Source organism: Anaerosporobacter mobilis DSM 15930, from assembly GCF_900142955.1.
Lineage (GTDB): Bacteria > Bacillota > Clostridia > Lachnospirales > Lachnospiraceae > Anaerosporobacter > Anaerosporobacter mobilis.
In genome coordinates, this window is record NZ_FRCP01000007.1 from 199,703 (window position 1) to 224,147 (window position 24,445).

At 34.5% G+C, this 24,445-nt stretch carries 23 protein-coding genes; 2 read left to right on the forward strand and 21 right to left on the reverse strand.

Translation table 11 applies throughout. The features are described from left to right. The first annotated feature begins 323 nt into the window (after positions 1-323). Both BUB90_RS05835 and BUB90_RS05840 read left to right on the forward strand, forming a co-directional pair. Positions 324-530 carry a hypothetical protein gene (locus tag BUB90_RS05835; protein ID WP_073284456.1) on the forward strand — a complete coding sequence of 69 codons (207 nt, stop codon included), beginning with the start codon at positions 324-326 and terminating at the stop codon, positions 528-530. A 203-nt stretch (positions 531-733) separates the two neighbouring features. Then, on the forward strand, positions 734-1,540 hold the full coding sequence (locus BUB90_RS05840) for a hypothetical protein (protein WP_073284459.1): 807 nt from the start codon (positions 734-736) through the stop codon (positions 1,538-1,540). Positions 1,541-1,734: 194 nt separating this feature from the next. Here the strand turns inward: BUB90_RS05840 and BUB90_RS23420 are convergent, their stop codons facing one another. The 21 genes from BUB90_RS23420 to BUB90_RS05935 form a co-directional block, all read right to left on the reverse strand. Then, positions 1,735-1,902 (reverse strand): hypothetical protein, encoded by a 168-nt coding sequence (locus BUB90_RS23420; protein WP_170865443.1) that lies wholly within the window; start codon positions 1,900-1,902, stop codon positions 1,735-1,737. A 65-nt stretch (positions 1,903-1,967) separates the two neighbouring features. After that, on the reverse strand, positions 1,968-2,141 hold the full coding sequence (locus tag BUB90_RS23425; RefSeq protein WP_170865444.1) for a hypothetical protein: 174 nt from the start codon (positions 2,139-2,141) through the stop codon (positions 1,968-1,970). A gap of 24 nt (positions 2,142-2,165) precedes the next feature. Continuing rightward, positions 2,166-3,179 carry a hypothetical protein gene (locus BUB90_RS05845; protein WP_139241705.1) on the reverse strand — a complete coding sequence of 338 codons (1,014 nt, stop codon included), beginning with the start codon at positions 3,177-3,179 and terminating at the stop codon, positions 2,166-2,168. Positions 3,180-3,361: 182 nt separating this feature from the next. Continuing rightward, entirely contained in the window at positions 3,362-4,186 is an 825-nt protein-coding gene (locus BUB90_RS05850; protein ID WP_073284465.1) for an energy-coupling factor transporter transmembrane component T family protein, read from the reverse strand. Beyond that, positions 4,179-5,915 carry an ABC transporter ATP-binding protein gene (locus tag BUB90_RS05855; protein WP_139241706.1) on the reverse strand — a complete coding sequence of 579 codons (1,737 nt, stop codon included), beginning with the start codon at positions 5,913-5,915 and terminating at the stop codon, positions 4,179-4,181. Before BUB90_RS05855 ends, BUB90_RS05850 begins: the two co-directional genes overlap by 8 nt. 3 nt (positions 5,916-5,918) lie before the next feature. Further along, entirely contained in the window at positions 5,919-6,470 is a 552-nt protein-coding gene (locus BUB90_RS23220) for an ECF-type riboflavin transporter substrate-binding protein (protein WP_139241707.1), read from the reverse strand. 102 nt (positions 6,471-6,572) lie between these two features. Next, positions 6,573-7,532 (reverse strand): RluA family pseudouridine synthase, encoded by a 960-nt coding sequence (locus tag BUB90_RS05860; protein WP_073284468.1) that lies wholly within the window; start codon positions 7,530-7,532, stop codon positions 6,573-6,575. A 26-nt stretch (positions 7,533-7,558) separates the two neighbouring features. Next, the gene (locus BUB90_RS05865; RefSeq protein ID WP_073284471.1) at positions 7,559-8,155 is read right to left on the reverse strand and encodes a hypothetical protein; all 597 of its coding nucleotides are present in this window, start codon (positions 8,153-8,155) and stop codon (positions 7,559-7,561) included. Positions 8,156-8,276: 121 nt separating this feature from the next. After that, positions 8,277-10,253, reverse strand: coding sequence for a YgiQ family radical SAM protein (locus BUB90_RS05870; RefSeq protein WP_073284475.1), 1,977 nt, complete (start codon positions 10,251-10,253; stop codon positions 8,277-8,279). Positions 10,254-10,331: 78 nt separating this feature from the next. After that, the gene (locus BUB90_RS05875) at positions 10,332-11,000 is read right to left on the reverse strand and encodes an HAD family hydrolase (RefSeq protein ID WP_073284479.1); all 669 of its coding nucleotides are present in this window, start codon (positions 10,998-11,000) and stop codon (positions 10,332-10,334) included. A gap of 332 nt (positions 11,001-11,332) precedes the next feature. Then, entirely contained in the window at positions 11,333-12,046 is a 714-nt protein-coding gene (locus tag BUB90_RS05880; protein ID WP_073284482.1) for a pseudouridine synthase, read from the reverse strand. Further along, positions 12,046-13,518, reverse strand: a complete 1,473-nt coding sequence (locus BUB90_RS05885; RefSeq protein ID WP_073284485.1) for an RsmB/NOP family class I SAM-dependent RNA methyltransferase — start codon at positions 13,516-13,518, stop codon at positions 12,046-12,048. The genes BUB90_RS05880 and BUB90_RS05885 overlap by 1 nt, the downstream gene beginning before the upstream one ends. A 67-nt stretch (positions 13,519-13,585) precedes the next feature. Next, the gene (locus BUB90_RS05890) at positions 13,586-14,389 is read right to left on the reverse strand and encodes a GTP pyrophosphokinase (RefSeq protein ID WP_073284488.1); all 804 of its coding nucleotides are present in this window, start codon (positions 14,387-14,389) and stop codon (positions 13,586-13,588) included. Between the two features lie 75 nt (positions 14,390-14,464). Then, a complete protein-coding gene (locus BUB90_RS05895) occupies positions 14,465-15,340 on the reverse strand; it encodes a M23 family metallopeptidase (protein ID WP_073284491.1) in 876 nt (291 codons plus the stop codon). A 117-nt stretch (positions 15,341-15,457) separates the two neighbouring features. Further along, positions 15,458-16,762, reverse strand: coding sequence for an LCP family protein (locus BUB90_RS05900; RefSeq protein WP_073284494.1), 1,305 nt, complete (start codon positions 16,760-16,762; stop codon positions 15,458-15,460). A gap of 81 nt (positions 16,763-16,843) precedes the next feature. Next, on the reverse strand, positions 16,844-18,067 hold the full coding sequence (locus tag BUB90_RS05905; RefSeq protein WP_073284497.1) for a CapA family protein: 1,224 nt from the start codon (positions 18,065-18,067) through the stop codon (positions 16,844-16,846). Positions 18,068-18,161: 94 nt separating this feature from the next. Further along, positions 18,162-19,619: an aminoacyl-histidine dipeptidase gene (locus BUB90_RS05910; RefSeq protein ID WP_073284500.1), complete on the reverse strand. Its 1,458-nt coding sequence runs from the start codon at positions 19,617-19,619 to the stop codon at positions 18,162-18,164. A gap of 340 nt (positions 19,620-19,959) precedes the next feature. After that, positions 19,960-21,324 (reverse strand): PFL family protein, encoded by a 1,365-nt coding sequence (locus BUB90_RS05920; protein WP_073284508.1) that lies wholly within the window; start codon positions 21,322-21,324, stop codon positions 19,960-19,962. Positions 21,325-21,360: 36 nt separating this feature from the next. Continuing rightward, positions 21,361-21,633, reverse strand: a complete 273-nt coding sequence (locus tag BUB90_RS05925) for an ACT domain-containing protein (protein WP_073284511.1) — start codon at positions 21,631-21,633, stop codon at positions 21,361-21,363. 82 nt (positions 21,634-21,715) lie between these two features. Next, positions 21,716-22,510 carry an MBL fold metallo-hydrolase gene (locus tag BUB90_RS05930; RefSeq protein ID WP_073284514.1) on the reverse strand — a complete coding sequence of 265 codons (795 nt, stop codon included), beginning with the start codon at positions 22,508-22,510 and terminating at the stop codon, positions 21,716-21,718. A gap of 237 nt (positions 22,511-22,747) precedes the next feature. Next, positions 22,748-24,445 (reverse strand): GGDEF domain-containing protein, encoded by a 1,698-nt coding sequence (locus BUB90_RS05935; protein ID WP_073284517.1) that lies wholly within the window; start codon positions 24,443-24,445, stop codon positions 22,748-22,750.

Below are 24,445 nucleotides of genomic sequence, written 5' to 3' on the forward strand. Positions count from 1 at the left end.
CATACAAAGCTTAAGAATTAACTTCTTTTTTCTCCTCAGCTTGTGTATTCTAAAGGATTTATATCTTACACTATTGTAATCCTTTAAATAAGTTTTACTTCTTCTCATTAGAGATAGTATACGAAAATTTGTTCGACATGGCAAGTTAAGTAATACAAAATTATAACTTAAAGAATTTAAAAATATCTTGACAACTACATAAAACTATTGTATGTTTTAAAAAATACCATAATATGTTAATTTTATCTAAAAAGCAATAGTTTTCAAAATTAAAACTTATTACATAAACTAAATAATATCAACATAAAAAGGAGTGAGATACTATGAGTAAATATGATTCTTTATGGAGATCTGTTCAAGCAAATGGTAACCCATCTATAAAGCTTTCTTTTGATGAAGTTAAAGAAATCGCTGGTATTGAAATAGACCATTCCTTTTTAAAATTTAAAAAGGAAGCGATTGATTACGGATATGAAGTTGGTAAAATTTCTCTCAAGGAAAAAACTGTTATTTTTAATAAAATAAGCTAAATCATTGTTAGTTGAAAATAATATTTATCTTTTTTTATTAAATTATGTATTACTTTAAAAAAGTTAATCAACACTTTAAGTTAAAAAATTCTATATACCGCCTTAAAGATTAGTATTTATGCAAGAGATTTTAAATATAAATTCAATAATTTTATTTTCTTTATATTTTTTATATTAAAAAAATAAGTAAAGGAGAATCACAAATGGAATGTTATAGTGTTATTGAAGATATTATTCCCTTATTGGAATTTCCCGATAGATTCAATGAAATTGAAGATTACTTGACCACTAATTCTAATCTTCCCGGACCTCGAGGTAATCTAACTTTAGCATTCAAATTTGCGGAAAGTTTTGAGAAAAAAGATATAAGTGACGAATTAGTGAACTTGTTAGTGGATTGGGTACATATATCACCAGAAGATGCACCTACGAACAATCCGAGAGAATTTCTATCATTTTGCGGTATCCTATGTTTGGGTGCATATTACTGTTTTGCCCCAGAAAACACTCAAGTACTTATCATGGAACAATTCAAAATCTCTATGAATGACATAAGATGGCGCGTTAAAGAAGGTGCTGCCATGGGCCTTCAGAAAATTGCTGAAAGAGATTTCGGCCCGATTAAAAATTATTTTTCACAATTGTATGGAAATTCAAATTTTGCTGAGAAGAGGGCTTTTATTGCAACACTAGCGCATCCACCAATTCTTACAAATAAAGAGATTGCCAAATTCAGCCTTAAAATTAGTGATGATATTTTGAAGGAGATATTGACCGTGGACAAAGCAAGCCGCAAGTCCGATGAATTTAAGGTTCTGTCAAAAGGACTCCAGTATGCTATCAGCGTTTTTGTTGCTGATTTACCTGATAAAGGTTTTGAATTATTAAAGAAGTATGCAAAGATTGAAGACCCAGAAATCAAAAAAATAATTAAATCAAACCTGGGCAAAGCTAGACTGGCAAAAAAATATGTTTCAGAAGTAGAGGAAGTTACTGCTCTACTTTCCTAAATTGAATCTTATCAATATGGCTGCCTTGAGCCATTATCAGGTTATCTACTACAAGCAGAACAACTTTCACATCAATAGAACTTATACTTAATGAACAAAAAGAAAAGGTGCGACTCATAAGAGATGTATTACCAAAACTAATACAATCTCTTAGAATCCTACCTTTTTGCTACATTCTATAGAATTTTGATATCTTACTTTTCCAACTGATACTTCTCTAATAATTCCTGAACGATTCCTTTCCCTTGGGATTGTATCGCTTCATACTCGACGATAAATCGAGTTGGAATTATTATACGAATCGAATTATCTCTTTTAACAAACCCCTCAAGATTGATGTACTGACTCATATTATCGTTCAAAGAACCACCTCAACTACTTACTATTACTATAATATTCTTAGCAAATATAATGGTTCCTATACAAACTACCTATTATTATATGTATAGATATGTCGATTCCGTAATTTATCAACCACACTGGTGCCATTTGCAGTTGGTATGTAACTATCCATTATGAACTCCTTATTGACTTCCTTCGCCCCTCCATTCTCTCTTGGTTGTAGGTTAGCGAATAAATTCTCTAATCTTCTCTCATCCATACAGGCATCACGCCCCTTTCTAAGCTATTCATCTCTTTCCTCTAGTAGCAACATAACGTATTTGGAATATAGTGCTTCAAATGATTTCACATACGCATAAATCAGCTCACCAATCTTAATATCATACAAGGGACCAAGTTTAACAACAATATATACATATGGGTGACTCTTGTATTCATGAAATGCCGCAAGCTTATACTTAATATGTATGGTATCTTCCACTTTAAGAATCGCGTATTTATCTAATTCATACGTAATTTTTCTAATCCTCCCCACTGACAAGGAGTTTTCATGATTAAGATACTCTAAGTAACTCGATTCTGTTAATGTTTGAATTATAACATCATCATGATTATCTGATAACGGAAGTAATATTCTTCCTAGGATTTCCACATAATCTGTATATGGTAATAAATCATCTACATAACCTTGATAATACAAGTACTGTACAATTTCATCTAGTGCACCTAATTGTTTACATATACTGCTTACCATATCCGTATTCGTTTCTAATGCTGCTAAACCATCATTGGTAACTATCCTCTCTAGCTCTACTCCACCTTTCCCTATATTCTTAATGCTATATTGTTGTATGATAATCTGATAGATTAATATTCCAAGAACAAGGAATATAGCAAAATTCACAAGATATATGTACTGCATCTGATCAATTCCAAAAATATTTGTCTTGTATGTTACTTTGAACTTCTTGTAATTCATTGTGTAATATAATGCAAATATTATAAATGCAAAGGCCCAGTATACATATATAATACTACGTCTTTTCTTATCTGCCTTAATCATAAAGCGAGACATATCAATCTCAAAACTTATTGTTATGAAGATACCTAATAAAATTACACAGGCCATCATACACAATACCGATGGAAAGCTTTTAATATCAATAAAACAAGCTCCTATAATCCCGCCTATAACCAATCCTAATAGTAAAAATAGTAACTTTCCCCATATGGAATAAAGAAACTTTCTTATTCTCCTAATACAATCACCTTCAATACTATATTCTAATAATAGCAAAGAGACCATTGCCCATACTTTATAAATATATGCATTATAGTCTCTTCTTAAGTATATTAATTTTATTATTGTAGATTAGTTATTATTGTTGGCGATTGTATTTACATATTTTTCAATAATTATACTATACATCAATTTTTTCTTTCTGTATAGTCTTTTTTCTTAAGGTCAACCCATATTAACTAAAAAGGGTTATAAAATCTACTGCCATTATGAAACGTAATAAATAGCCCAATAATTGCAAATATAACAACAACTCCTATAGTAAGATAATCGTTTCTTTTTAGTGGTCTTGCATAATACCAAGTACGTTTTTTGTGTTTTCCAAACCCACGCAATTCCATAGCATTACTAATTGTATCAATTCGACTCATACTAGAAAAGATAAGCGGGAATATAATAGCAGCTACATTCTTAATTCTACTAATCAAAGATGCCTTTCCAGACATCTCAATTCCCCTGGCTTCTTGCGCATGTTTTATCTTGGTGAAATCTCCTTGTACATCTGGAATATATCGTAGTGCAATCGCTATGGCATAACCGATATTATAATGAATTCCAACTTTGTTAAGGGAGGCTGCAAATTCACTTGGATCTGTTGTAACAAAGAACATTAACGCGGCAGGAATAATTGTAAAATACTTCAATATCATGTTTCCTTCGTAAAATAACTGTTCTGCCGTCATGGTATATGGACCAATTATATGGAATAAATCCGTTCTAGAACCATATATCTTAACACCTTGATACGGAGAAAATATGAAAACAGCTATGATATTTAGCAAAAGGAAAATCATAATCATGTTAAAAACCGCACCAACTTGTTTCCATTTCGTTTTTGACATATAAAATATCACCAAACTAAAGACAACCATTACAACTAATACTCTTGTATCATAACTTAGCATACTAACTATGCTCCATATTAAGAAGAATATTAATTTAGTTACACCGCTAAGTTCGTGTATCCAAGTATCTTTTTGTTCATAGGCTAATATCTTAGACATAATCTAACACCATTTCTTTCTTACTGTTACTTCGTATTTTTTTCTCATAATAGATAAAACGATCAACAAACTCAGAAGATTGTTCAATTCCACATCGTATTGCTAAATCATAAAGTGATGTTTTCTTAAGGTAAGCCTTATTCGCAATCTCTTCGTTAGTAAGTATTGCGGAAGGAGTGTCATCGGCAATCAATTTTCCATCTGCTATAACCACGGCCCGATCCGTATATTCTAACATCAAATGCATATCATGTGTAATCATAATTATTGTAATACCTAATCTAAGATTAATTTCCTTTAAGAATTCCATGATTTCTGTGTAATGCTTATAATCTTGACCAGCAGTTGGTTCATCAAGAATTATAATCTCAGGATTCATAACCAGGATTGAAGCAATTGTAACTCTTTTTTTCTGACCAAAACTTAAAGCAGATATAGGCCAATTACGAAATTGATAAAGGCCACATATTTTCAAGGTTTGATACACACGCTCTTTTATCTCTTGTTCGGGTACTCCTTTTACTTTGAGCCCTAATGCAACTTCATCATATATTAAAGGTTTACAAATCATTTGATTTGGATTTTGCATAACAAGTCCGATTTTTTCTCCTCTTTCTTTGATCGATAGTAAAGATATATCTTGATTGTGCAGATATATTTTCCCTTGCTGCGGTTTATAAAAACCACAAATCAGATTGGAAAGTGTAGATTTACCGGCTCCATTTTTACCTACAATACTTAACATCTCACCTTTTTTTATATCAAAATTTATATCCTGTAAAATCGGTTTTTCTTCTGTATAAGAGAAATCTAAATTCTCTATACGAAGAACTGATTCTTCTCGAACCTTTGGTATCTCTCTCTTAGCAGAATCATACCAGGTTCTCACCTGTTCTTCATAGGTATCTAACTTCATATTCTCTATATGTTGAGGTTTCGTATCTTTCGTGAGATTACATCCTGCATGCTTTAATGCACTGATATATAATGGTTCTCTGATTCCCTGTTCCTTTAATACATTCGTACTTAACAGTTCATCTGGTTCCATATCTGCAATAATTTGACCCTCGTTAATAACAACGATCCGGTCAACATCACGATACAATACATCTTCTAACCTGTGTTCAATAATTATGATTGTAGTATCTCTATTCTTTTGTATCTTATCTATCATATCAATTGCTCTTTTACCAGTAGCAGGGTCTAGATTTGCTAATGGTTCGTCAAACAACAGAATTTTCACATCATCAACCAAAACGCCCGCCATAGAAACTCTCTGTTTTTGTCCTCCAGATAGCTCACTAGGCGCATGATTAAGCAGATTCTTCACATCTACAATCTCTGCTACTTCCTCTACCTTTGCATGCATCTTCTCCTGAGACATCATATCGTTCTCAAGTGCAAAGGCTATATCCTCTGCGACTGTTAATCCTATGAATTGGCCATCTGTATCCTGAAGAACAGTTCCAACAATCTTTGACATACCAAAGATACCTAATTGTTTTGGGTCTTTCCCATCAATCGTTAAACTACCACTACTATCACCCGGAAAAGAAAATGGAACCAATCCGTTAATGCAATTAGAAAGTGTTGATTTTCCAGATCCGGACGGTCCCACAATCAAAACTTTCTCTCCGGGATATATCTTAAGATTAATATCCCGAAGAGAAGGTTCCACCTGTGATCGATATTTAAATGTATACTCTTTGAATTCGATAATAGGTTCCATATCCTAGTCCTCTTTACTTAGGCTTGATGATTTTGCTCCAATTTTTGCATAACCAGCTGCTAATAAAGTACCCAAAATACCGATAATTAGTATATTACCAAGCGCAGCATAAGCTCCTTGGATAAACACCTTATTGGCTGGTTCTACATATATAAGTATATCTAATGCTGGTGCCACTAGAATCCAAGCTACTGCGTTAGCTAGTACTTGTACTACATTGAATGTAATAATCGCTTTTTTGTCAAAGCCTCCTTCTTTAATGGCAAGCTTTTTAGCAATCAAGCCGATCCCTAAACCAATTACAGCTTCTGGTATAACCCAGCTCCACCAAACACTTCCATAGAATACTAAGTCCCCAAGTGCATGTCCTAATAATCCAACTACTCCACCTACAATTGGTCCAAACACTGCTGCAAGGAATGCAAATACGGCCATTCTAGGTTGCAAGTATGTGTTAGGAATACCAATTGGAATCTGTACTTCTGTTAAAGCAACAAAAAGGGCTGTACCAATTCCTATTGCTACAACTTCTTTGATACCAAACTTCTTTTTCATACTTTAATCCTCCTCTTATAGTTTCAAACAGAGTATACCATAACATATTTCTTTTATAAAGTAATTTTTCTTATCTTTCTATAAACATAAGAAAAGTAAGATTTAAAACATTGTATTAACTATTTTTTCAAATATTGTTGGTCTTGCTGCTATAAATTCTTTTCCTGACAGATTACTACAAGCGCCTTCTAACTCAGGAAATCTTAAGCTATACGCGTGTAATAATTGATTTTCTAAAGAAAATTGTTTTTTCATCTGTTCATTCACACTGCGATTACCATATTTATGGTCACCGATGATTGGATGACCGATACTTTGCAGATGCGCACGAATTTGATGCGTTTTACCTGTTATTAATTTAACCTGTAACAGGGTATACGTACCATTTGATTTAAGTGGTACATATTCTGTTGCAATGGGATCAGCTCCTTCTACATGACAGTCTGTAATCGAAACTTTATTGGTTTTCTCGTCTTTATATAGATAGCCCTCGATCCTCTGTTGATGCTCAACTTTCCCTTTAACAATACAATGATAATACTTATCTATGGTACGGTCTTTAAAAAGTTGTGCCATAGTCTGTAACCCTATTAAAGTCTTGCCAGCCACTACAAGACCACTTGTATTACGATCAAGTCGATTGCAGATGGAAGGTTTAAAGCTTCTTAATTCCTCTTTTGTTAATTGGTTACTCTTTAACATATAAGAGATAATACATTCAACTAAGGAAATGTCAGTCTGTTCCGCTTTTTGTGATAACATTCCTACTTCTTTATTAATCAATAGTATGTTCTCATCTTCATAGATGATTTCAATCTCTTCCTCAACTTCGTCTACTGATACTTCACTAAACTTTTCTATTGTCTCATCTGCTAAGAATAGTTTGATTTCATCACATTCCGATAATTTCTCGCTGCCATCCGCTTTCTTTCCATTCAAAGTAATGTTCTTCTTGCGAAGCATCTTATATAGGAAACTCTTTGGCGCTTTATTCAGATATTTGGCAAGCAACTTATCAAGTCTTTGATTTGCCTCATTTTTTGATACAATTATACTTTGCATTGCTATTTACTCCATAATCTTTACTTTTACACATTCAAAGTTTTCAATAAGTTAATAATCTCATCTCGTTCGCTATTGTTAGTGTCCTCACCATCTTGTTCTTCTTTAGCTGGAACCTGCTCTTTGGAGGTAACAAGTGTCTTCACCCGTAATAGGAATTCACTAAAATCAGTCAGAACTTTTACTTCAAAGGAATACCCTTGATTTTTAATTGTTCTCATTAGATACGTCTGAATATAAGATATGTCTTGTCCTTGCTTACCCAGTAATGCAATGACTTGATAATCATCCACAACAACAACGTCAAGATTCATTACTTTATCAGGAGAAGTAATTACTAAATCAGATATCATTGCGATACTAGGAGATATAACCTTACAAACTTGTTCATATTCTTTATCATTCATAGATTGATAAGGTGCAACTACAATATAACCGACCAACATCTTAGCACCGGGCAATGCCAATAAGATTGCAAGTATTGTAAATACATTGTTTTTTGAATTATCATTCAAAAGATATCCTATAACAAAGATAATTATGCCTACAAGTGCAATACTTATTGTATCTCGTAATTGTTTATTCTTCTTGTACTTAATATATCCGTGTGTCCCCTTATCCACGTATCCTTCCCCCTGCTAGTGTATCTATTCTTGTTACGTCAAGGCTATCTCATATAATGCAAATCATGCATTCGTTAAAATATCCTCAGATAACATTCTTTTCAAAAAATATATCAATCAATTACTTCTTTGCTTTATGAACATTACGAATGGCTTTTTTCTTCTTAGGTTTACCAATGGAATTACCATTTGATCCACCTTTTGCTCCTTTACCTGAAACAGTGTTCTTTCCAGAACCCATTCCCTTGGCTCTCCCTTGACCATTCTGTCCGTTTTGATTATTTTGTCCATAACGGTCATTGTTTCTTGGGCGTATTAAACAGTTTTTATCAAATCCAATTAAATCCGTACGTCCAGCTTTTTGTAATGCCTCTACAACAAGTTCATAGTTCTTTGGATTACGATATTGAATTAATGCTCGCTGCATTGCTTTCTCATGTGGATTCTTTGGTACATATACCTTCTCCATTGTTCTTGGGTCTAACTCTGTATAATACATACAAGTTGATATAGTCGATGGAGTTGGATAAAAGTCTTGTACCTGTTCTGGCATATAACCAAGATCCCGTAGGTATTCCGCAAGAGCTACCGCTTCTTTCATAGTAGAACCGGGATGAGATGACATAAGATAAGGAACGACAAATTGCTTCTTGCCAACCTCATCGTTTGTCTTTTTGTATGCTTTAATAAATCTTTCATATACATCGTTTGATGGTTTACCCATAAGTTTTAGCACGCTATCACTAATATGCTCAGGCGCTACCTTTAACTGTCCGCTTACATGATGTTCACACAATTCCTTCATAAATGTATGGTCTTTATCATTAATCAGATAATCAAAACGGATACCAGAACGTATGAATACCTTCTTAACATTCGGTAATTCTCTTAACTTCTTTAATAATATTAAGTAATCTGAGTGATCAATCTTAAGATTCTTACATGGCGTAGGGAATAGACATTGCTTATTAACACAAACACCTTTTGTCTTCTGCTTCTCGCAAGCAGTATGTCTAAAGTTAGCAGTAGGACCACCAACATCATTAATATAGCCTTTGAAGTCCTTATCCCATATTAGATGCTGCGCTTCTTGTAGAATTGATTCATGACTTCTAGTTTGAATCATTCTTCCTTGATGAAATGTTAGAGCACAGAAACTACAACCACCGAAACATCCTCGATTACTTACTAAACTGAATTTTAATTCTTCTATTGCAGGTATTCCACCCTGCGCTTCATAACTCGGGTGGTAATCACGCATAAAAGGTAACGCATAGACACGGTCCATCTCCGCCTGGTTAAGTGGCTTTGCTGGTGGGTTTTGTACAACATATTCATTCTCTTTGTATTTCTCAACCAATGGTTTTGCTGTAAATGGGTCCGTATTACAGTACTGCTTATAGAAACTTCTTGCGAATTCCTCTTTACTTGCTAAGATACTTTGGTAATCTGGTAATATGACTGCATCATATACAGAATCCAAATTCTTTGCCTTATACACCGTTCCTGGAATGAATGTAATGTCCGATACAGCAATCCCACTTGCAAGCGCTTCTGCAATTTCAACGATTGAACGCTCTCCCATACCATAGGATATGATATCTGCGCCTGAATCAAGAAGAATCGAGCGTTTTACTTTATCGCTCCAATAATCATAATGAGCAAGTCTTCTAAGGCTCGCCTCAATTCCGCCTGTAACAATTGGAATATCCTTGTATACTTTACGGATTAAATTACAATATACAATCGTCGCACGATCTGGTCGTTTACCCATTACACCACCTGGTGAATAGGCATCCATTTTACGATGTTTCTTCGCAACTGTATAATGATTAACCATGGTATCCATATTACCTGCACTTACCAAGAAACCTAGACGAGGTTTTCCAAGTATCTGAATACTCTCTTCCTCTTTCCAATCTGGTTGTGCAATGATACCAACTTGATATCCATTCGCTTCAAGAACCCTACTAATAATTGCAGGACCAAAGGATGGATGGTCTACATAGGCATCCCCTGTAACATAAACAAAATCTAGTTGCTCTATTCCTCTATTCTTCATATCCTCTTTGGATATTGGTAAATAATCTCTTATCATGACATACCTTTCTATATATAACAATTCATAGGGAATTGTATAACTCTTTATACTAGCGACAAACATATCAATGTGTTTTTATGCAAGTTTCTCTACTTTGTCTTCAAATATATCAAAATAAGTATCGATATAATAATCCGCAAGCTTACGTTTTCTATCTCTGTCGTCTTCGGAATACGGATCAAACACGGTACACACTCGCATACCAGCGCCTTTACCAGCCATAATTCCAAGAGCTAAATCCTCAAATACTAGACAATCCTTTGGATCTACTTGCAAATCATCTGCTACTAAAAGATAGATATCAGGTGCTGGTTTCCCTTTTTTCGCTTCACAAGAAGTACGTACAGAATCAAAATATTCTGTAATATTCAAACTCTTTAATACATGTTCCACCAATTCTTTTGAATTGCTTGTTGCAATACCGGTTTTAATCCCTCTACTACGTAATTCCTCAAGAAATTCTATAACCCCTTTCTTAAGAGGTACTTCATTCCCATATTTATCCCACGCCATTTTATTCCATTCCATTTTAATTACTTCTACAGGATCTGGTAAATTAAAACGCTCTTTGAAATACTGTGCTGTCTCAGAAAAACTCATTCCCTCCACAGCTTGTTGTAAATCACTTGGAACTTCAATATCAAATTGACTAAGGTACTCTACATCGATCTCTCTCCACATCCACATGGAATCAACTAAGGTACCATCTAAATCAAATATAACTGCTTTTATATTGTTTAACATTATTCTCTCCTATTCTATACACTTACCCGGCAATTGCGAAACTCTTAAAATATCAACCGCTTCATGGCAAACGTACTATAACAAAGAAACGATAACGAAACACCTCTAGTACTTCTTATGTGTACATAATAGCCAAGGAAGGTGAGGCATGGATGCCGAGCCAGCCTGAGCTGAGGCAGGATGCCGAATCGATGGCGGTTCCGTATCTACTGTATAAACTCACAGTACACATAAAGAAGTACTTAGGTGTAAAGTGTGTTTTGTGTTATAGTATGTTAGCCAAGAAGCTTTGATAAATATAAATTGAGTTTCACAATTGTCTACAGGCCTAATTACTTCAATAACGCAAGTTCTTCTTGTGTAACCTCTCGATATTCCCCAGGTTGCAAAGATTCATCAAGTTGTAGCGATCCCATCGACAAACGCTTTAGATACACTACCTTTTTCCCCATAGCTTCAAACATTCTCTTAACTTGATGAAATTTACCTTCTTGTATTATAAGAGTAATCTCACTAAATTCACCTTGTGACAATATTGTTAATTTAGCAGGCATTGCTTTAAAGTCTTCATCCACTTGTAGCCCTTTCGCAAAAGCTTCTACATCTTCATTAGTAACAACACCTTCAACTTTTGCATAATACTCTTTGTCTACATGTTTTTTAGGACTTAATAGCGAATGCGCTAAACCGCCATCATTGGTAATCAAAAGTAAACCTTCTGTATCTTTATCTAATCTTCCTACTGGGAATAAATCTTTTCTCTTTGATGTTTCTATTAAATCAATTACTGTCTTTGCATGCTTATCTTCCGTTGCAGACAATACCCCTGCAGGCTTGTTCAACATATAATACTCGTAATGAACATAGGAAACCTCTCTACCATCAACACGTACAGAGTCCACTCCTATCGCAATCTTACGATTCGGGTCATTAACAACTTCATTACCTACTTGTACTCTTCTTTTTTTGATAAGTACTTTCACTTCACTGCGAGTTCCTACTCCCATATCTGCTAAGTATTTATCCAAACGCATTAATTCCTTCATTACATCCATCTCCAACCGGCAAGATATTTGTTCTTCATGCCATTATTGCTGTATTTCGCCCAGCCTAGGGGATATCCGTCTACACATACTAAGAACCAAGTATTTTTCTTTTTCTTCTCTAATAGAATACCAGAACAGTTTTTCATATCTTCCTTACCTGCTTTCTTAGCGGCAACTAGTATATCATATTCTTCTCTGTTTTTACAAGTAATATAATTTTCCGACATATCAAGTGTTTCACATTTTAGATATTTCACAGCATCTTTACTATCACTAAAGATATTCAATATATTCGTATAATCACTAATCTTCAACGCATTGGCAAGTGCTTGGCTTGGCTCAAAACGGTTTTTCTTCATATCACCAAGATATAGACCTAGACGAAGAATACGAAGACCCTTCAGATTAGGAAGACCTTTTGGTAAATAATACAATCTTTCATCACGAAGTTCAAATCGATCTGGATCAAAATCAATGTCTAATTGTTTTAAAAAATCTTCGGCTTCGGCAGATAGATCCACCTTCTTAAACGGATATCCCGTATAAGAAATAGTTCCCACATCGGCACTTTTCTTTAATAATACTACAAAATGTCCTTCGCCCTCTACCTTATGAGGCCATACACGGATACAATTCTTAAGTTGTTCATCATCGCTACCAATCCATTCTGGATGTCCATAGCCTAGCCCCTCTACTCGTTCTATCGGTTCAACTGTAAAACCTTCACGGTTCTCTAACAGATAACGAATTGTTCCTTCATTCTCTTCAGGTGAGAAGGTACATGTAGAATACACCATATATCCACCTGGTTTTAGCATATCTGCGGCATAAAGTATAATATTCTTTTGTAAGTTATTATAATACTCTACACCATATTGCTCCCAGTTCTTCATAATAGCTGGATCTTTACGAAACATCCCCTCTCCAGAGCATGGTGCATCCACAAGAATCTTATCAAAGTATTCGGGGAAATATTTCACTAAATTAGCAGGATCTTCACTGATAACAAGTGGATTTCTTACTCCGAACAATTCGATGTTCTTTAGTAATGCTTTCGCTCTCGAGTTACTGATATCGTTCGATACCATCACACCTGTCCCACCAAGTTTTGCAGCCAATTCTGTACTCTTACCTCCTGGAGCAGCACACACATCTAAAACTTTATCGCCTGGTTCTACCTGAAGTAAGGCTGCTGGTAGCATCGCACTCGGTTCTTGGATGTAGTATAAACCAGCATGATAATATGGATGTTTTGCTGGTTGATTCTTTCCATCATAATAAAAACCATTGGTTGTCCAAGGAATTGGCTCTATTGGGCAGGGACTAATTACCGCAAAGTCCTCACCTGTTAACTTTAATCGATTTACTCGTAAACCTGTTTTATATTTATCATTATAACTGTGTAGAAATTCATTGAATTCTTCTCCTAACAGTTCTTTCATCCTATCTTCAAATTTCTTAGGTAATACCACAATAACTCCTTACCGTCTGCTTTTGCAAACTTATTTACTATCATTTAATAAAATATTCAATCTTTTACTATTTCAAACTTTGTGCACGATATCCTTCTGAGATGATATCTAATTCTTTGTTGAAACGCTCTAATTGTTCCAAATCACCACTTTGATAAATACGTAAAAACTCATCTTGAATCTTTACTACTTCTCTTTGATTTGCTACTTTATATAAATTCTGAATATTAGTTAAGATGTCCGATACAACACTTGCCTTAATACTAAATGAATTCTGCGCATCCATAATCTCATCTCTTACCGATGACATCTCTTGGTCTAATATTATAATCGCTTCTGACGCTTTCCACAACCTATCTTTAATATGTTGTGGCATATTGTGCTTGTACTTATATTGCAAAGAATGCTCAATTGTAGCCCAAAAGTTCATAGCAAGCGTTCTGATCTGTATCTCAGCTTGTAGACGTTTTGGACCTTGTAAAGTCTGTACTGTATAATAGATAATTAAATGATAACTACGATACCCACTTTCTTTTTTATTGCCAATATAGTCTTTAATAGACTTAATCTCCATATCATTTCTTAATTTGATTAATTCAACTACTTTATCTATATCTTCTACAAATTGACAGATAATACGGATACCTGCAATATCTTCAATTTGTTCCTCTATATGCTCTAATGGTATCTTTTTCTTCTGTGCCTTTTCTAAGATACTAGATATCTTCTTCACTCTACCATTTACTTGTTCAATGGGTGAATATTCACCTGCGTTGCGATATTCTGAGATAATATGATTAAACTTAACTACCAATTCATCGACTGCCAGTTCATATGGGTCTAATATTTCCCTCCACAATTGTATCTCCATAGACCTCACCTTACCTTTCTTCACGTATTTTTAATTATAACACAAAAGTTGTAAACTTTCCTCATAATTTTATCATTACTTACCAAATGCATATGATAATTTATAATGTTCAAGATACTTAAGTATATAATATGGATTCACACTTGTTTCCTCATCACCCTCCATATAGTATATTCCAAAATGCAGGTGAACATCGAAGTTTCCTGTGGTTCCTTCTACTTTGCTATAACCGCTATCTCCCATAAACCCCAATAATTGTCCTGCAAGGACCTTATCCCCCACCTTTAAGTCAGGTGCATAAGAATACAAATGAGCATAATAATAATACGCTCCGCTTTCACTTCGAACTCCAATACGATATCCACCTTGTTCTAGCCAGCCTTTGTTTTCCACAACTCCATCTGATACACTTACCACCGGATAGATTCCACGTATATTCTCTTTTGCCATAATGTCCGTTCCTTCATGTCTTCGATCTCCACCATATGTCCTAGGATTCCCCCACGAATTCTCAAAACTAACTAGATACTTCTTATCTAGATCTTCCGGCACAGGAAAATACTGAATATCTGTTAGGATTGTCTTATATCTTTCATATAATTTTTGATATATCTGTGTTTCACACACTTTCTTAACCATGGTTTCTGATAGCTTTTGATATTTAAATATGCCTTTCTTCGTGCAGGAATACGAATTGAGCATCATGGATAACGTAATGTTTTCAATCTTGTCGGGATGTTTCTTGTCATTCTCCGATAAGAGCATCTCCAGAGAATTCTCTTTGAACTCCATACTTCGGAAAAGTTCCATATTCACATCTAAAGTATGTAACTTACGAACCATGTTTTGATAGGATAACGTAGTATGTATATAGCTAAGTAGAAACACATTAATACTTGCTAAAACTAGAATGCTTGCAACAATCAGAATTTTATCTTTCTTTCTCTTCATATGCTCTCCCTGTCCTTTCCACATACATGGTATTATATGTATATTAGAATTATTTAGAACAAAGAGCAAAAACAAAGAGTTTCTATAGTATATTGAAACTATAGAAACTCTTATATCTTAAGGTTGCATCCTGGTTGAATTGGTAGTACCTACAGAAGAAGTTGTTCCGTTTGTGTTACTACTGCCTTGATTCGCTTCCCCCGTAGATTCACCTTCTGTGCCTAAGGTTGCGTTCTCTTCTGAGCCAAATATAAATGTGTGCAAAGCATCAATGTTATCTTGTAGACTGTTTGGTAATAATACAGACATCCCTCTTACACTACTATTACTAAATGCATTGTCTACAGGAATACGCATTGTTTCAAGCTCTGTTGTACCAAGTGTAACAACAGTTGTTAAATAATCCATAATTGTAGACTTATTAATATCTGTTGTAACAAGTGGTAAGATATCATATAAAATCGTAACTAACTCTGGTAATGATTTTGATTTATATTTATCAAAGATAGCGTTCAATACCGTTCTTTGTCTTGACGTTCTACCAAAATCATCACTTTCTGTCTCTGTTCTAACATAACGAACTCTTGAGTATCCTAGGGCTTGGTTACCATTAAGAGTCTGTGTACCAGCTCTTACATTACGATAAATTGGGTTTGAGATATAGTTTGTACGATTTAAATAAGCTGCTTCGTTTGCTGTCAATGTAATTTCAACACCACCAAGGCGGTTAATAATTTCTTCAAAGCCAGCGAAGTTTACAAGTACAGATCCATCTAATTCAATGTCAAAATTCTCTTCAATTGTTTGTTTTAATAACGGCATTCCACCATTATGATAAGCCGCATTCAACTTATTATCGCTGTATCCTGGAATGGCTACATATAAATCCCTCATAATAGAAGTTAATTTCAACGCTTTTTGTTTGACGTTAATTGTAGCAATCATCATACTGTCTGTACGACCTCTTGAGCCACCATCAAACATTGCTTCTTCACCAACCAACAGAATATTAATAACATCTTGATCCGTACGAAGCGAACCTCCACTGATTAAACTAATACTATTCGGATCCACTACATCAAGACCATCTATATCATCTTGATCAAATTCTTCCGATAACTTTTCTGTATTACTCCAGTCTGTATAGTTGATACGGTCTAGATAGTGACTAACCGCGTACATTCCTCCGATTGAAACAACCATTACTACAGAAAATACAATTGATAATATCTTTAGCCATCTAGGAAATCTACTTTTTTTCTTTGTTTCTACATAATCATCTGGGCTTTCATCTTCCTCATCCGAAATACTTATCATAGCATCTATTTCTTGATTAATCTGATCTGCCAACGAACTTGTTATGTCATTCAACATATCATCTTCGGATGTATTAAAATCACTATTATTTTCGTTATCTCTCATTCTCATAACTCCTATGTTTTTATGTATTGCAAACAAATATTCAACACATTATATCACATCTTGTCAATAGATGATAGTTTTTTATTCTTTTATAACATTCCCATATTTATCTATTTTAATACCATATGAAATTCCTTCATAATAAGAATAAAACTCATGAACTTTATCATCCGATGTGATGGTATGCGTATAGGCGTCCTTTGTTTCGCAAGGTATTAATCGTATATTACATAAATTCTGTTCATCAATTGTCACATCTAACAAGACAGTACGTTCAATTGTATGGCCGAAAACAAAATTTCCAAGGCTATATACTATTGGTTTTCCATTGTAGAACTCAATTCCTTGCAATACATGTGGATGACTTCCTAATACCAAGTCAGCCCCCGCATCAATATATTGCTTCGCCATGGTACGTTGGTATTCCTTCGGATATTCTTCTTTTTCTATTCCCCAGTGCACATATACGATAACCAAATCGTTACTTTGCTTCGCTAACTTAATCTCTTCTATAAGAAGAGTCGGGTCATACGTAGTAAAAACTCCCGGTGAGTATTTTGTTGCATTCCAATCTGTAACGGGTATTACCCTCGATGCACCTAAGATTGCAATGTTTCTCCCTTTTATAGTTATAACAGAAGGGTTTTTCGCTGCCTCTAAATCTTCTCCTGCACCTACTGATCGAATATTATACTCCCGTAAGGTCGTTATAGTATCAAGTAAAGCTTCCGTTCCAAAATCCAAAGTATGATTGTTTGCTAACGAAACGATATCCACACCCATTTCCTTAAGAATAGGACCTCTAGAGGGATCTGCTTTAAATGTATACTGCTTATTTTCCATCTGAACTCCTCTTGTACTAAAAGGGAATTCCAAATTTACCATTGTTATATCGGAAGAATTCATCGTATCTAATAAGTCCGCAGAAAGTATTGATGTTATTCCATTCCCCGAATCATACTTATTCAGCGGAGAGGTAGAGAACAACACATCACCAGCAATTGCCATATGTACCTCATCAAGTACAGTTGTATTTTCTTCCACTACATCTTCTTGTGATGGGCGCTCATCATCAACCAACCAATCCTTATTATTAAAACCAGCTACACTGAGGCTCAAACGCTCTTTTGCAAGTGTCTCTGTACTTTTCATAAGTGTTTGTGTGAATAATAATTCGGATTGATCTGCCTTGTGATTTTGAACTTCGAATGAAATATCCAATCGAATACATACAACTGCAACAAATATTATTGCAAGTGCAATTACATCAAACAGTAACAGTTTATATAGTCGTCGTTTCTTCACACGCATTCCTCTCTTACACTTTTAAAACTACTTAACAAGCCTGATAATGCTCTAGAACTTTGTCCTAGAGCTAACTTATCAGTGTTAAACCTATTTATTTAATCGCTTCAAGTACTGCAACTACATAGTCATATAGTCGTTTTGTTGAACTAATGTTTAATCTCTCTTTTGGTGTATGGATATCCGCCATGTCTGGTCCAATTGAAACAATATCTATTCCTTCCATCTTCTCAGATATAATACCACACTCTAACCCTGCATGTATTGCTGTTACAACAGGTTCATGGTTATATTGTTTCTTGAATACATCGATAAGTAATTCACGGAAACCAGATTCTTTCTTATATTCCCACGCTGGATATTCGCCATCCATCACATAACTTGCTCCAATTGATTTAGCAAGTAACTCCAATTTATCTGACACATAATGCTTGTATGAGTTAAGTGAACTACGTGCTGAAAAATTGAATTCCATTGTATCATTAACAACTCGTAAAATCCCCATATTAACAGAGCTTTCAACTAATCCCTCAATATCTGAACTCATTACTAATACACCATATGGTGCTGTTACAAGCATATATATAATCTTATCTGTACAGTCTTTGCTAAATGTCTTAGCAACTTGGTTATCACTTACGCTTACTTCTACTTTTGCATTCGGTTCACTTGTAACAAGTTCATTCGTAATATCCTTAGCAATAGCATCGATTGTTGTTATAACATCATTAGCAAGGCTAGATGGTACAACAATAGTAGCAACAGCTTCACGAGGAATTGCATTATGTTTGTTACCACCATGGATATCCACTAATGCAAATTCTTTTGTTTTTCCTAATTTCATAAGAATTCTACCTAACATGATATTAGCATTGGTTCTATTCTTATGAATCTCAGCTCCTGAGTGTCCACCTTGTAATCCTGTAACAGCGACTAATAAAGCTTGTCCTCCATCTGCTACGTTTTCGTATTGCAATGGTAACGTAACAGTACCATTCAAACCACCTGCAGAGCTACAAAGGATTACACCCTCGTCCTCTGAATCAAGGTTTAACATATATTTTGCTTTCAATGGTGTTGTATCAAGTCCAATTACGCCATCCATACCAGTTTCTTCATCTGTTGTGATGATAACTTCTAAACGTGGATGTTTTAGAGTATCATCAGAAAGTATAGCTAATGCATATGCAACTGCGATACCATTGTCTGCACCTAAAGTTGTTCCGTTGGCGCGAACATAATCACCATCAATAACTAATTCTAGTCCATCTTTATCAAAGTCATGGCTACTCCAAGATTCTTTCTCACAAACCATATCCATATGCCCTTGTAAAATCACTGCTGGAGCATCTTCATAACCACTTGTAGCTTCTTTTATCATAACTACATTCAAAACTTCATCTTGAATATATTCAATATTATGTTCTTTTGCAAACGATACCAAGTAATCACTAATTGCTTGCATATTACCTGATCCTCTTGGTATGGCACTAATTTCTTCAAAGTATTTAAATATATTCTTATAATCAATTTCAGTTAAAACGTTACTCATTTTATTACCTCTCAATCTTTTGCTTATTCGTATTTGCACCATGCATATTACAATCTAACATCTGATACTGCTAACATAATAGAATGAAATTAAGCAATGCATAGGTCTTTCAAAGATATTACTAACTCTTTCACTCTTAGTATATCTATTTATTATTATATTATTATCATTTTGAAAATTCAAGAAGATTCGCTGAAACTAGCTCGACGACGCCAATTAAAACTCCCATTTAATACTGGTGACCTTGCAAAAAAGGAACCGTCAGACAACTTAATCGCAGTTAATCTAACAGTTCCTCTCATATATAAACGTTTATTATATATACTGTATGGATTTCAAACTAATTTTTAAAACTATGAATTGGTGCAGGAATTCTTCCTCCACGATTAACAAAATTATCACAACTTGCTTGATTAACCGGCATAATTGGAGCATAACCAAGTAATCCGCCGAATTCAGCACTATCACCAACTTTTTTACCAATTACAGGAATCAAACGAACTGCTGTTGTTTTTTGATTAATCATACCAATTGCCATCTCATCTGCGATGATACCAGAGATTGTTGTTGCTTTCGTATCCCCAGGAATTGCAATCATATCAAGACCTACTGAACATACGCAAGTCATTGCTTCTAACTTCTCTAATGTTAACATACCCGCTTCCACTGCATTAATCATACCTTGATCTTCACTAACAGGAATAAATGCACCACTAAGGCCACCTACATAAGAAGATGCCATTACACCGCCCTTTTTAACCTGATCGTTCAATAATGCAAGCGCAGCTGTTGTACCTGGAGCACCTGCGTATTCAAGTCCGATTTCTTCAAAGATTTCAGCTACACTATCACCAATTGCTGGAGTTGGCGCTAACGATAAATCAACAATACCAAATGGAATATCCATTCTCTTAGAAGCCTCCATAGCAACTAATTGTCCTACTCTTGTAATCTTGAATGCAGTCTTTTTGATAGTTTCACATAATGTACCAAAGTCAGCACCACGTACACTCTCAAGTGCTTTTTTAACAACACCAGGTCCACTAACTCCAACATTAATAATCGCATCAGCTTCTGTTACACCATGGTAAGCACCAGCCATAAAAGGATTATCATCTGGAGCATTACAAAATACTACTAATTTGGCACATCCTAACGAGTCTCTTTCTTTTGTTAACTCAGCTGCCTCTAAGATGATTTCTCCCATTAACTTAACAGCATCCATGTTAATACCTGTTTTTGTGGAACCTACATTAATCGAGCTGCAGACTCTTTCTGTAACAGATAATGCTTTTGGAATGGAACGAATTAATAATTCATCACTCTTTGTCATTCCTTTAGAAACCAAAGCAGAATAGCCACCAATGAAGTTAACCCCTACTTTCACAGCTGCTTCATCAAGTGTTTTCGCTATAGTAACATAATCCTCTGATGTTTTACATGCTGCTCCGCCAATTAAAGCGATTGGTGTTATAGAGATTCTCTTATTAACAATAGGAATACCGAACTCTCTCTCAATATCTTGTCCTGTTGATACAAGATCTTTCGCTACTGTAGTAATTTTATCATAGATGTTCTTGTTTAACTTCTCTAAATTACTATCAATACAATCAAGCAAACTTATACCTAACGTAATTGTTCTTACATCAAGGTTTTCTTGCTCAATCATCTTATTCGTTTCAATTACTTCATTAATGTTTATCATACGATTCAACCCTTTCTCGTCGCTACTTTATGACTCTTATAATCTGTGCATCATATTGAAGATATCTTCATGTTGTACTTTAACGATTACTCCGATTTCCTCGCCGATTTGTTCCATCTCAACTGCAACTTCATCGAATTTCTTTGGTGCTTCATTCATGTCAACAATCATCATCATATTAAAGTAGCCTTGAACTATTGTTTGTGAAATATCTAAGATATTGATTTTATTGTTTGCAAGATACGCACATACTTTCGCAATAATTCCTACGCTATCTTTTCCCACTACTGTAATAATTGTTTTTTTCATCTTGAATCTCCTCCAGTTTATATAATATTATCAAAACAGGTAACCTGTTCAGTTACTGTACCATTATTTATACACTTAAGTTTTATACAGATACGAATTCGGATGGAACTTCTCGATTTGCAACTTGAATCGATACAGCTTTTGATAACTCATTACCATCTGCCTCTACTTCAAACTTCACCGTTTCATACGCAAGATCTGGAAAATTGTTTTCTTTACTTAGATGTCCTAAGAATACATATTTCATCTTCTCATGTAATAATGTACGAATCAACTTCCCTGAATTTTCATTCGATAAATGACCTTTATCACCCAATATACGACGTTTTAAGTAATAAGGATAAGCCCCTACTTGCAACATATTCTCATCATGATTTGCTTCTAGCAATAAGATTTCAGAATCCGCTAACTTCGATACAATATAATCATCGTATTTACCTAAGTCCGTTGCTACCCCTACTTTGTGACCTTCTGCTTCGAAAGTATAACAAACCGGATTGCTTGCATCATGAGACATCGCAAAAGGATTCACCTGAATATCATTAATCATAAAAGATTCATCTGGCTGTATATATCGAAAACACTCTTCAGGAATACGTCCAACATTCTTTGTCTTGAGCATTGCTGCTATCGTCTCCACCGTACCATAAATCGGCATATGATATTTCCTTGCCATAACGCCAACCCCACATACATGATCAGAATGTTCATGTGTAATGAGAATACCATCTAATTTTTCAGGATTAATATCAACACTGTGTAGTCCTTCTTCAATCCTTTTCTTACTAATTCCTGCATCTACTAATATATTTGTATTCGTGTTACCAACATATATGCAATTACCACTACTACCACTTGCTATACTACATAAATTCATGTTTACCTGACTTTCTATTGATACCATTCATTATCAAAATACTATTTACATTTCAACAAATCTATGACATTATAACACACCTTATCACATTAATCTACTAAATTTTATAAATCAGAACTTGTTTAGCCAAGTGAACAGGCTGAAATTTACCACATTCTCGTGCCTAACTCTCTCGAAATATAACATAAAAAGAGTTGTCGCCTACTGCAAATAGTATGCAACAACTCTAGCTCTAAATTATTTGAGTAGGACAGCTTCTCGAATAGAATCACTATCAATTGTAATCCTACCTCTACCATTTTGTTTTGAATAATACATAGCCCAGTCTGCACGGTTTAATAATTCACTTGGATTTTTACAGGTTTCAGGATAAGAAGTAATACCAATACTTGTATTAATATGAATGGATTCACCATTATGAATCAACTCGGTATCTCTTATCTTCTTATGCAATTCTTCCACTAAGGTAAGTGAACTTTCTAAGCCTCGATTAGGAAATACTAGAACGAACTCCTCGCCGCCATAACGTCCAACCATAGCATTCGAAGACTCTGCAACTTCTTTTGCTAAAGAAGCAATTGTCTTAATAACGACATCTCCAAACAGATGCCCATAGCTATCGTTTACTTTCTTGAACTTATCAATATCGAATAATGCAACTGTTAAGGATGTCTTATTCAAAATTGCTGCATTTAGATATTCATTGAAACGTTGGGTTAGATGTCCACGATTATACACTCCCGTTAAACCATCATGCTTAGCCATTCTCTCCATCTTCGCATATAAATTAGCGTTATCAATAGCAACCAAAAATTGAGCTACTATACCTTCAAAAAATCCTACATTTGATATAAAATAATCTTTTTTTGCGTGTGTAACAATCAGTATTCCAATTTGAACTTCTTGTTTAATCAATGGCACCATTAATACGGACCCCGTCACGCTTTTCGAGGGTAGCGGATACTTGTGTATATTCGCATCATTATCTACAAAAACTTTTGAATCCGCTAAATAATTATTGAAATACCCCTTCTCTATTAACTCACCAAATTCTTTATCTTCGTTCATACCATACTTCGTGCGCGCTTTATAATTAATTTTGTTCTCTTCTGTCGGATTCAAAACTAATATACAGGTGTCAAGCCCCATACCTTCAAGGACGGATTCTGTAATTAGCGTCATTAAATTATCAATATCAAGCGAGGAAGAGATATACTTAACAATCTCATTCTGAATCATCATCTCATTGTTTACACTATTTATCTCTTTGTAGGCCTGCTCTAGCTTTACTTTTTGCATTCCCAAAAGCTCATTTGATTTTTTAACTTTTTCTTGGTTTAATCTTAAATCTTCGTTTGTTTGATTAATATCTTCAATCAGTCTCGATTGGGCAAATACTTGAAAATTATATTCGTTCACCACTTTCGCATAAAGAGTAATTACAAACGTACAAAAAACCACTAATAGTATAAAAATACAGGAAATGGGAAATAATCGTTCTTTCACCTCTCTCGATATAACAGCATCAATAATTAATAACGTAACCAGCGGAATCGATCCAGTTAGTACCGCTATCGTTCGATAATAAATATCCTCAAAATCAAATGCCATTACATACTCACTAAAAAATAACACAAGACATAACACAGATAACCCAAGATTATATGGAGCAGTAGCAACAATTGTATACCCTGCCGCAACTGTAACCTCAACAAACCGCAACATATATACGACATTTCTACTATTCATATAATTTTTAATTGAAAGTAATAAATCCATTGTAAATACAGGAATAATAATCACAAATGGCCATACATAGTCAGTCGAATTCGTTTGGGCAAAACGTTCCATTAAATACAAAAGAAAGAAAGCAAGCAAATACCTATGTAATTGTGAAAACTTCTTCTGTGTTAATATCTTCTTATTTAATACCAC

Excerpts from the sequence above, each read along its gene's own strand:
- BUB90_RS05835 (WP_073284456.1), top strand. The coding sequence starts at position 324 with ATGAGTAAATATGATTCTTTATGGAGATCTGTTCAAGCAAATGGTAAC.
- BUB90_RS23425 (WP_170865444.1), bottom strand. The coding sequence starts at position 2,141 with ATGGATGAGAGAAGATTAGAGAATTTATTCGCTAACCTACAACCAAGA.
- BUB90_RS05870 (WP_073284475.1), bottom strand. The coding sequence starts at position 10,253 with ATGATAAGAGATTATTTACCAATATCCAAAGAGGATATGAAGAATAGA.
- BUB90_RS05925 (WP_073284511.1), bottom strand. The coding sequence starts at position 21,633 with ATGAAAAAAACAATTATTACAGTAGTGGGAAAAGATAGCGTAGGAATT.
- BUB90_RS05880 (WP_073284482.1), bottom strand. The coding sequence starts at position 12,046 with ATGAAGGAATTAATGCGTTTGGATAAATACTTAGCAGATATGGGAGTA.
- BUB90_RS05930 (WP_073284514.1), bottom strand. The coding sequence starts at position 22,510 with ATGAATTTATGTAGTATAGCAAGTGGTAGTAGTGGTAATTGCATATAT.
- BUB90_RS05840 (WP_073284459.1), top strand. The coding sequence starts at position 734 with ATGGAATGTTATAGTGTTATTGAAGATATTATTCCCTTATTGGAATTT.
- BUB90_RS05875 (WP_073284479.1), bottom strand. The coding sequence starts at position 11,000 with ATGTTAAACAATATAAAAGCAGTTATATTTGATTTAGATGGTACCTTA.
- BUB90_RS05895 (WP_073284491.1), bottom strand. The coding sequence starts at position 15,340 with ATGAAGAGAAAGAAAGATAAAATTCTGATTGTTGCAAGCATTCTAGTT.
- BUB90_RS05890 (WP_073284488.1), bottom strand. The coding sequence starts at position 14,389 with ATGGAGATACAATTGTGGAGGGAAATATTAGACCCATATGAACTGGCA.
- BUB90_RS05855 (WP_139241706.1), bottom strand. The coding sequence starts at position 5,915 with ATGGAACCTATTATCGAATTCAAAGAGTATACATTTAAATATCGATCA.
- BUB90_RS05910 (WP_073284500.1), bottom strand. The coding sequence starts at position 19,619 with ATGAGTAACGTTTTAACTGAAATTGATTATAAGAATATATTTAAATAC.
- BUB90_RS05920 (WP_073284508.1), bottom strand. The coding sequence starts at position 21,324 with ATGATAAACATTAATGAAGTAATTGAAACGAATAAGATGATTGAGCAA.
- BUB90_RS05850 (WP_073284465.1), bottom strand. The coding sequence starts at position 4,186 with ATGTCTAAGATATTAGCCTATGAACAAAAAGATACTTGGATACACGAA.
- BUB90_RS05900 (WP_073284494.1), bottom strand. The coding sequence starts at position 16,762 with ATGAGAGATAACGAAAATAATAGTGATTTTAATACATCCGAAGATGAT.
- BUB90_RS05860 (WP_073284468.1), bottom strand. The coding sequence starts at position 7,532 with ATGCAAAGTATAATTGTATCAAAAAATGAGGCAAATCAAAGACTTGAT.
- BUB90_RS23220 (WP_139241707.1), bottom strand. The coding sequence starts at position 6,470 with ATGAAAAAGAAGTTTGGTATCAAAGAAGTTGTAGCAATAGGAATTGGT.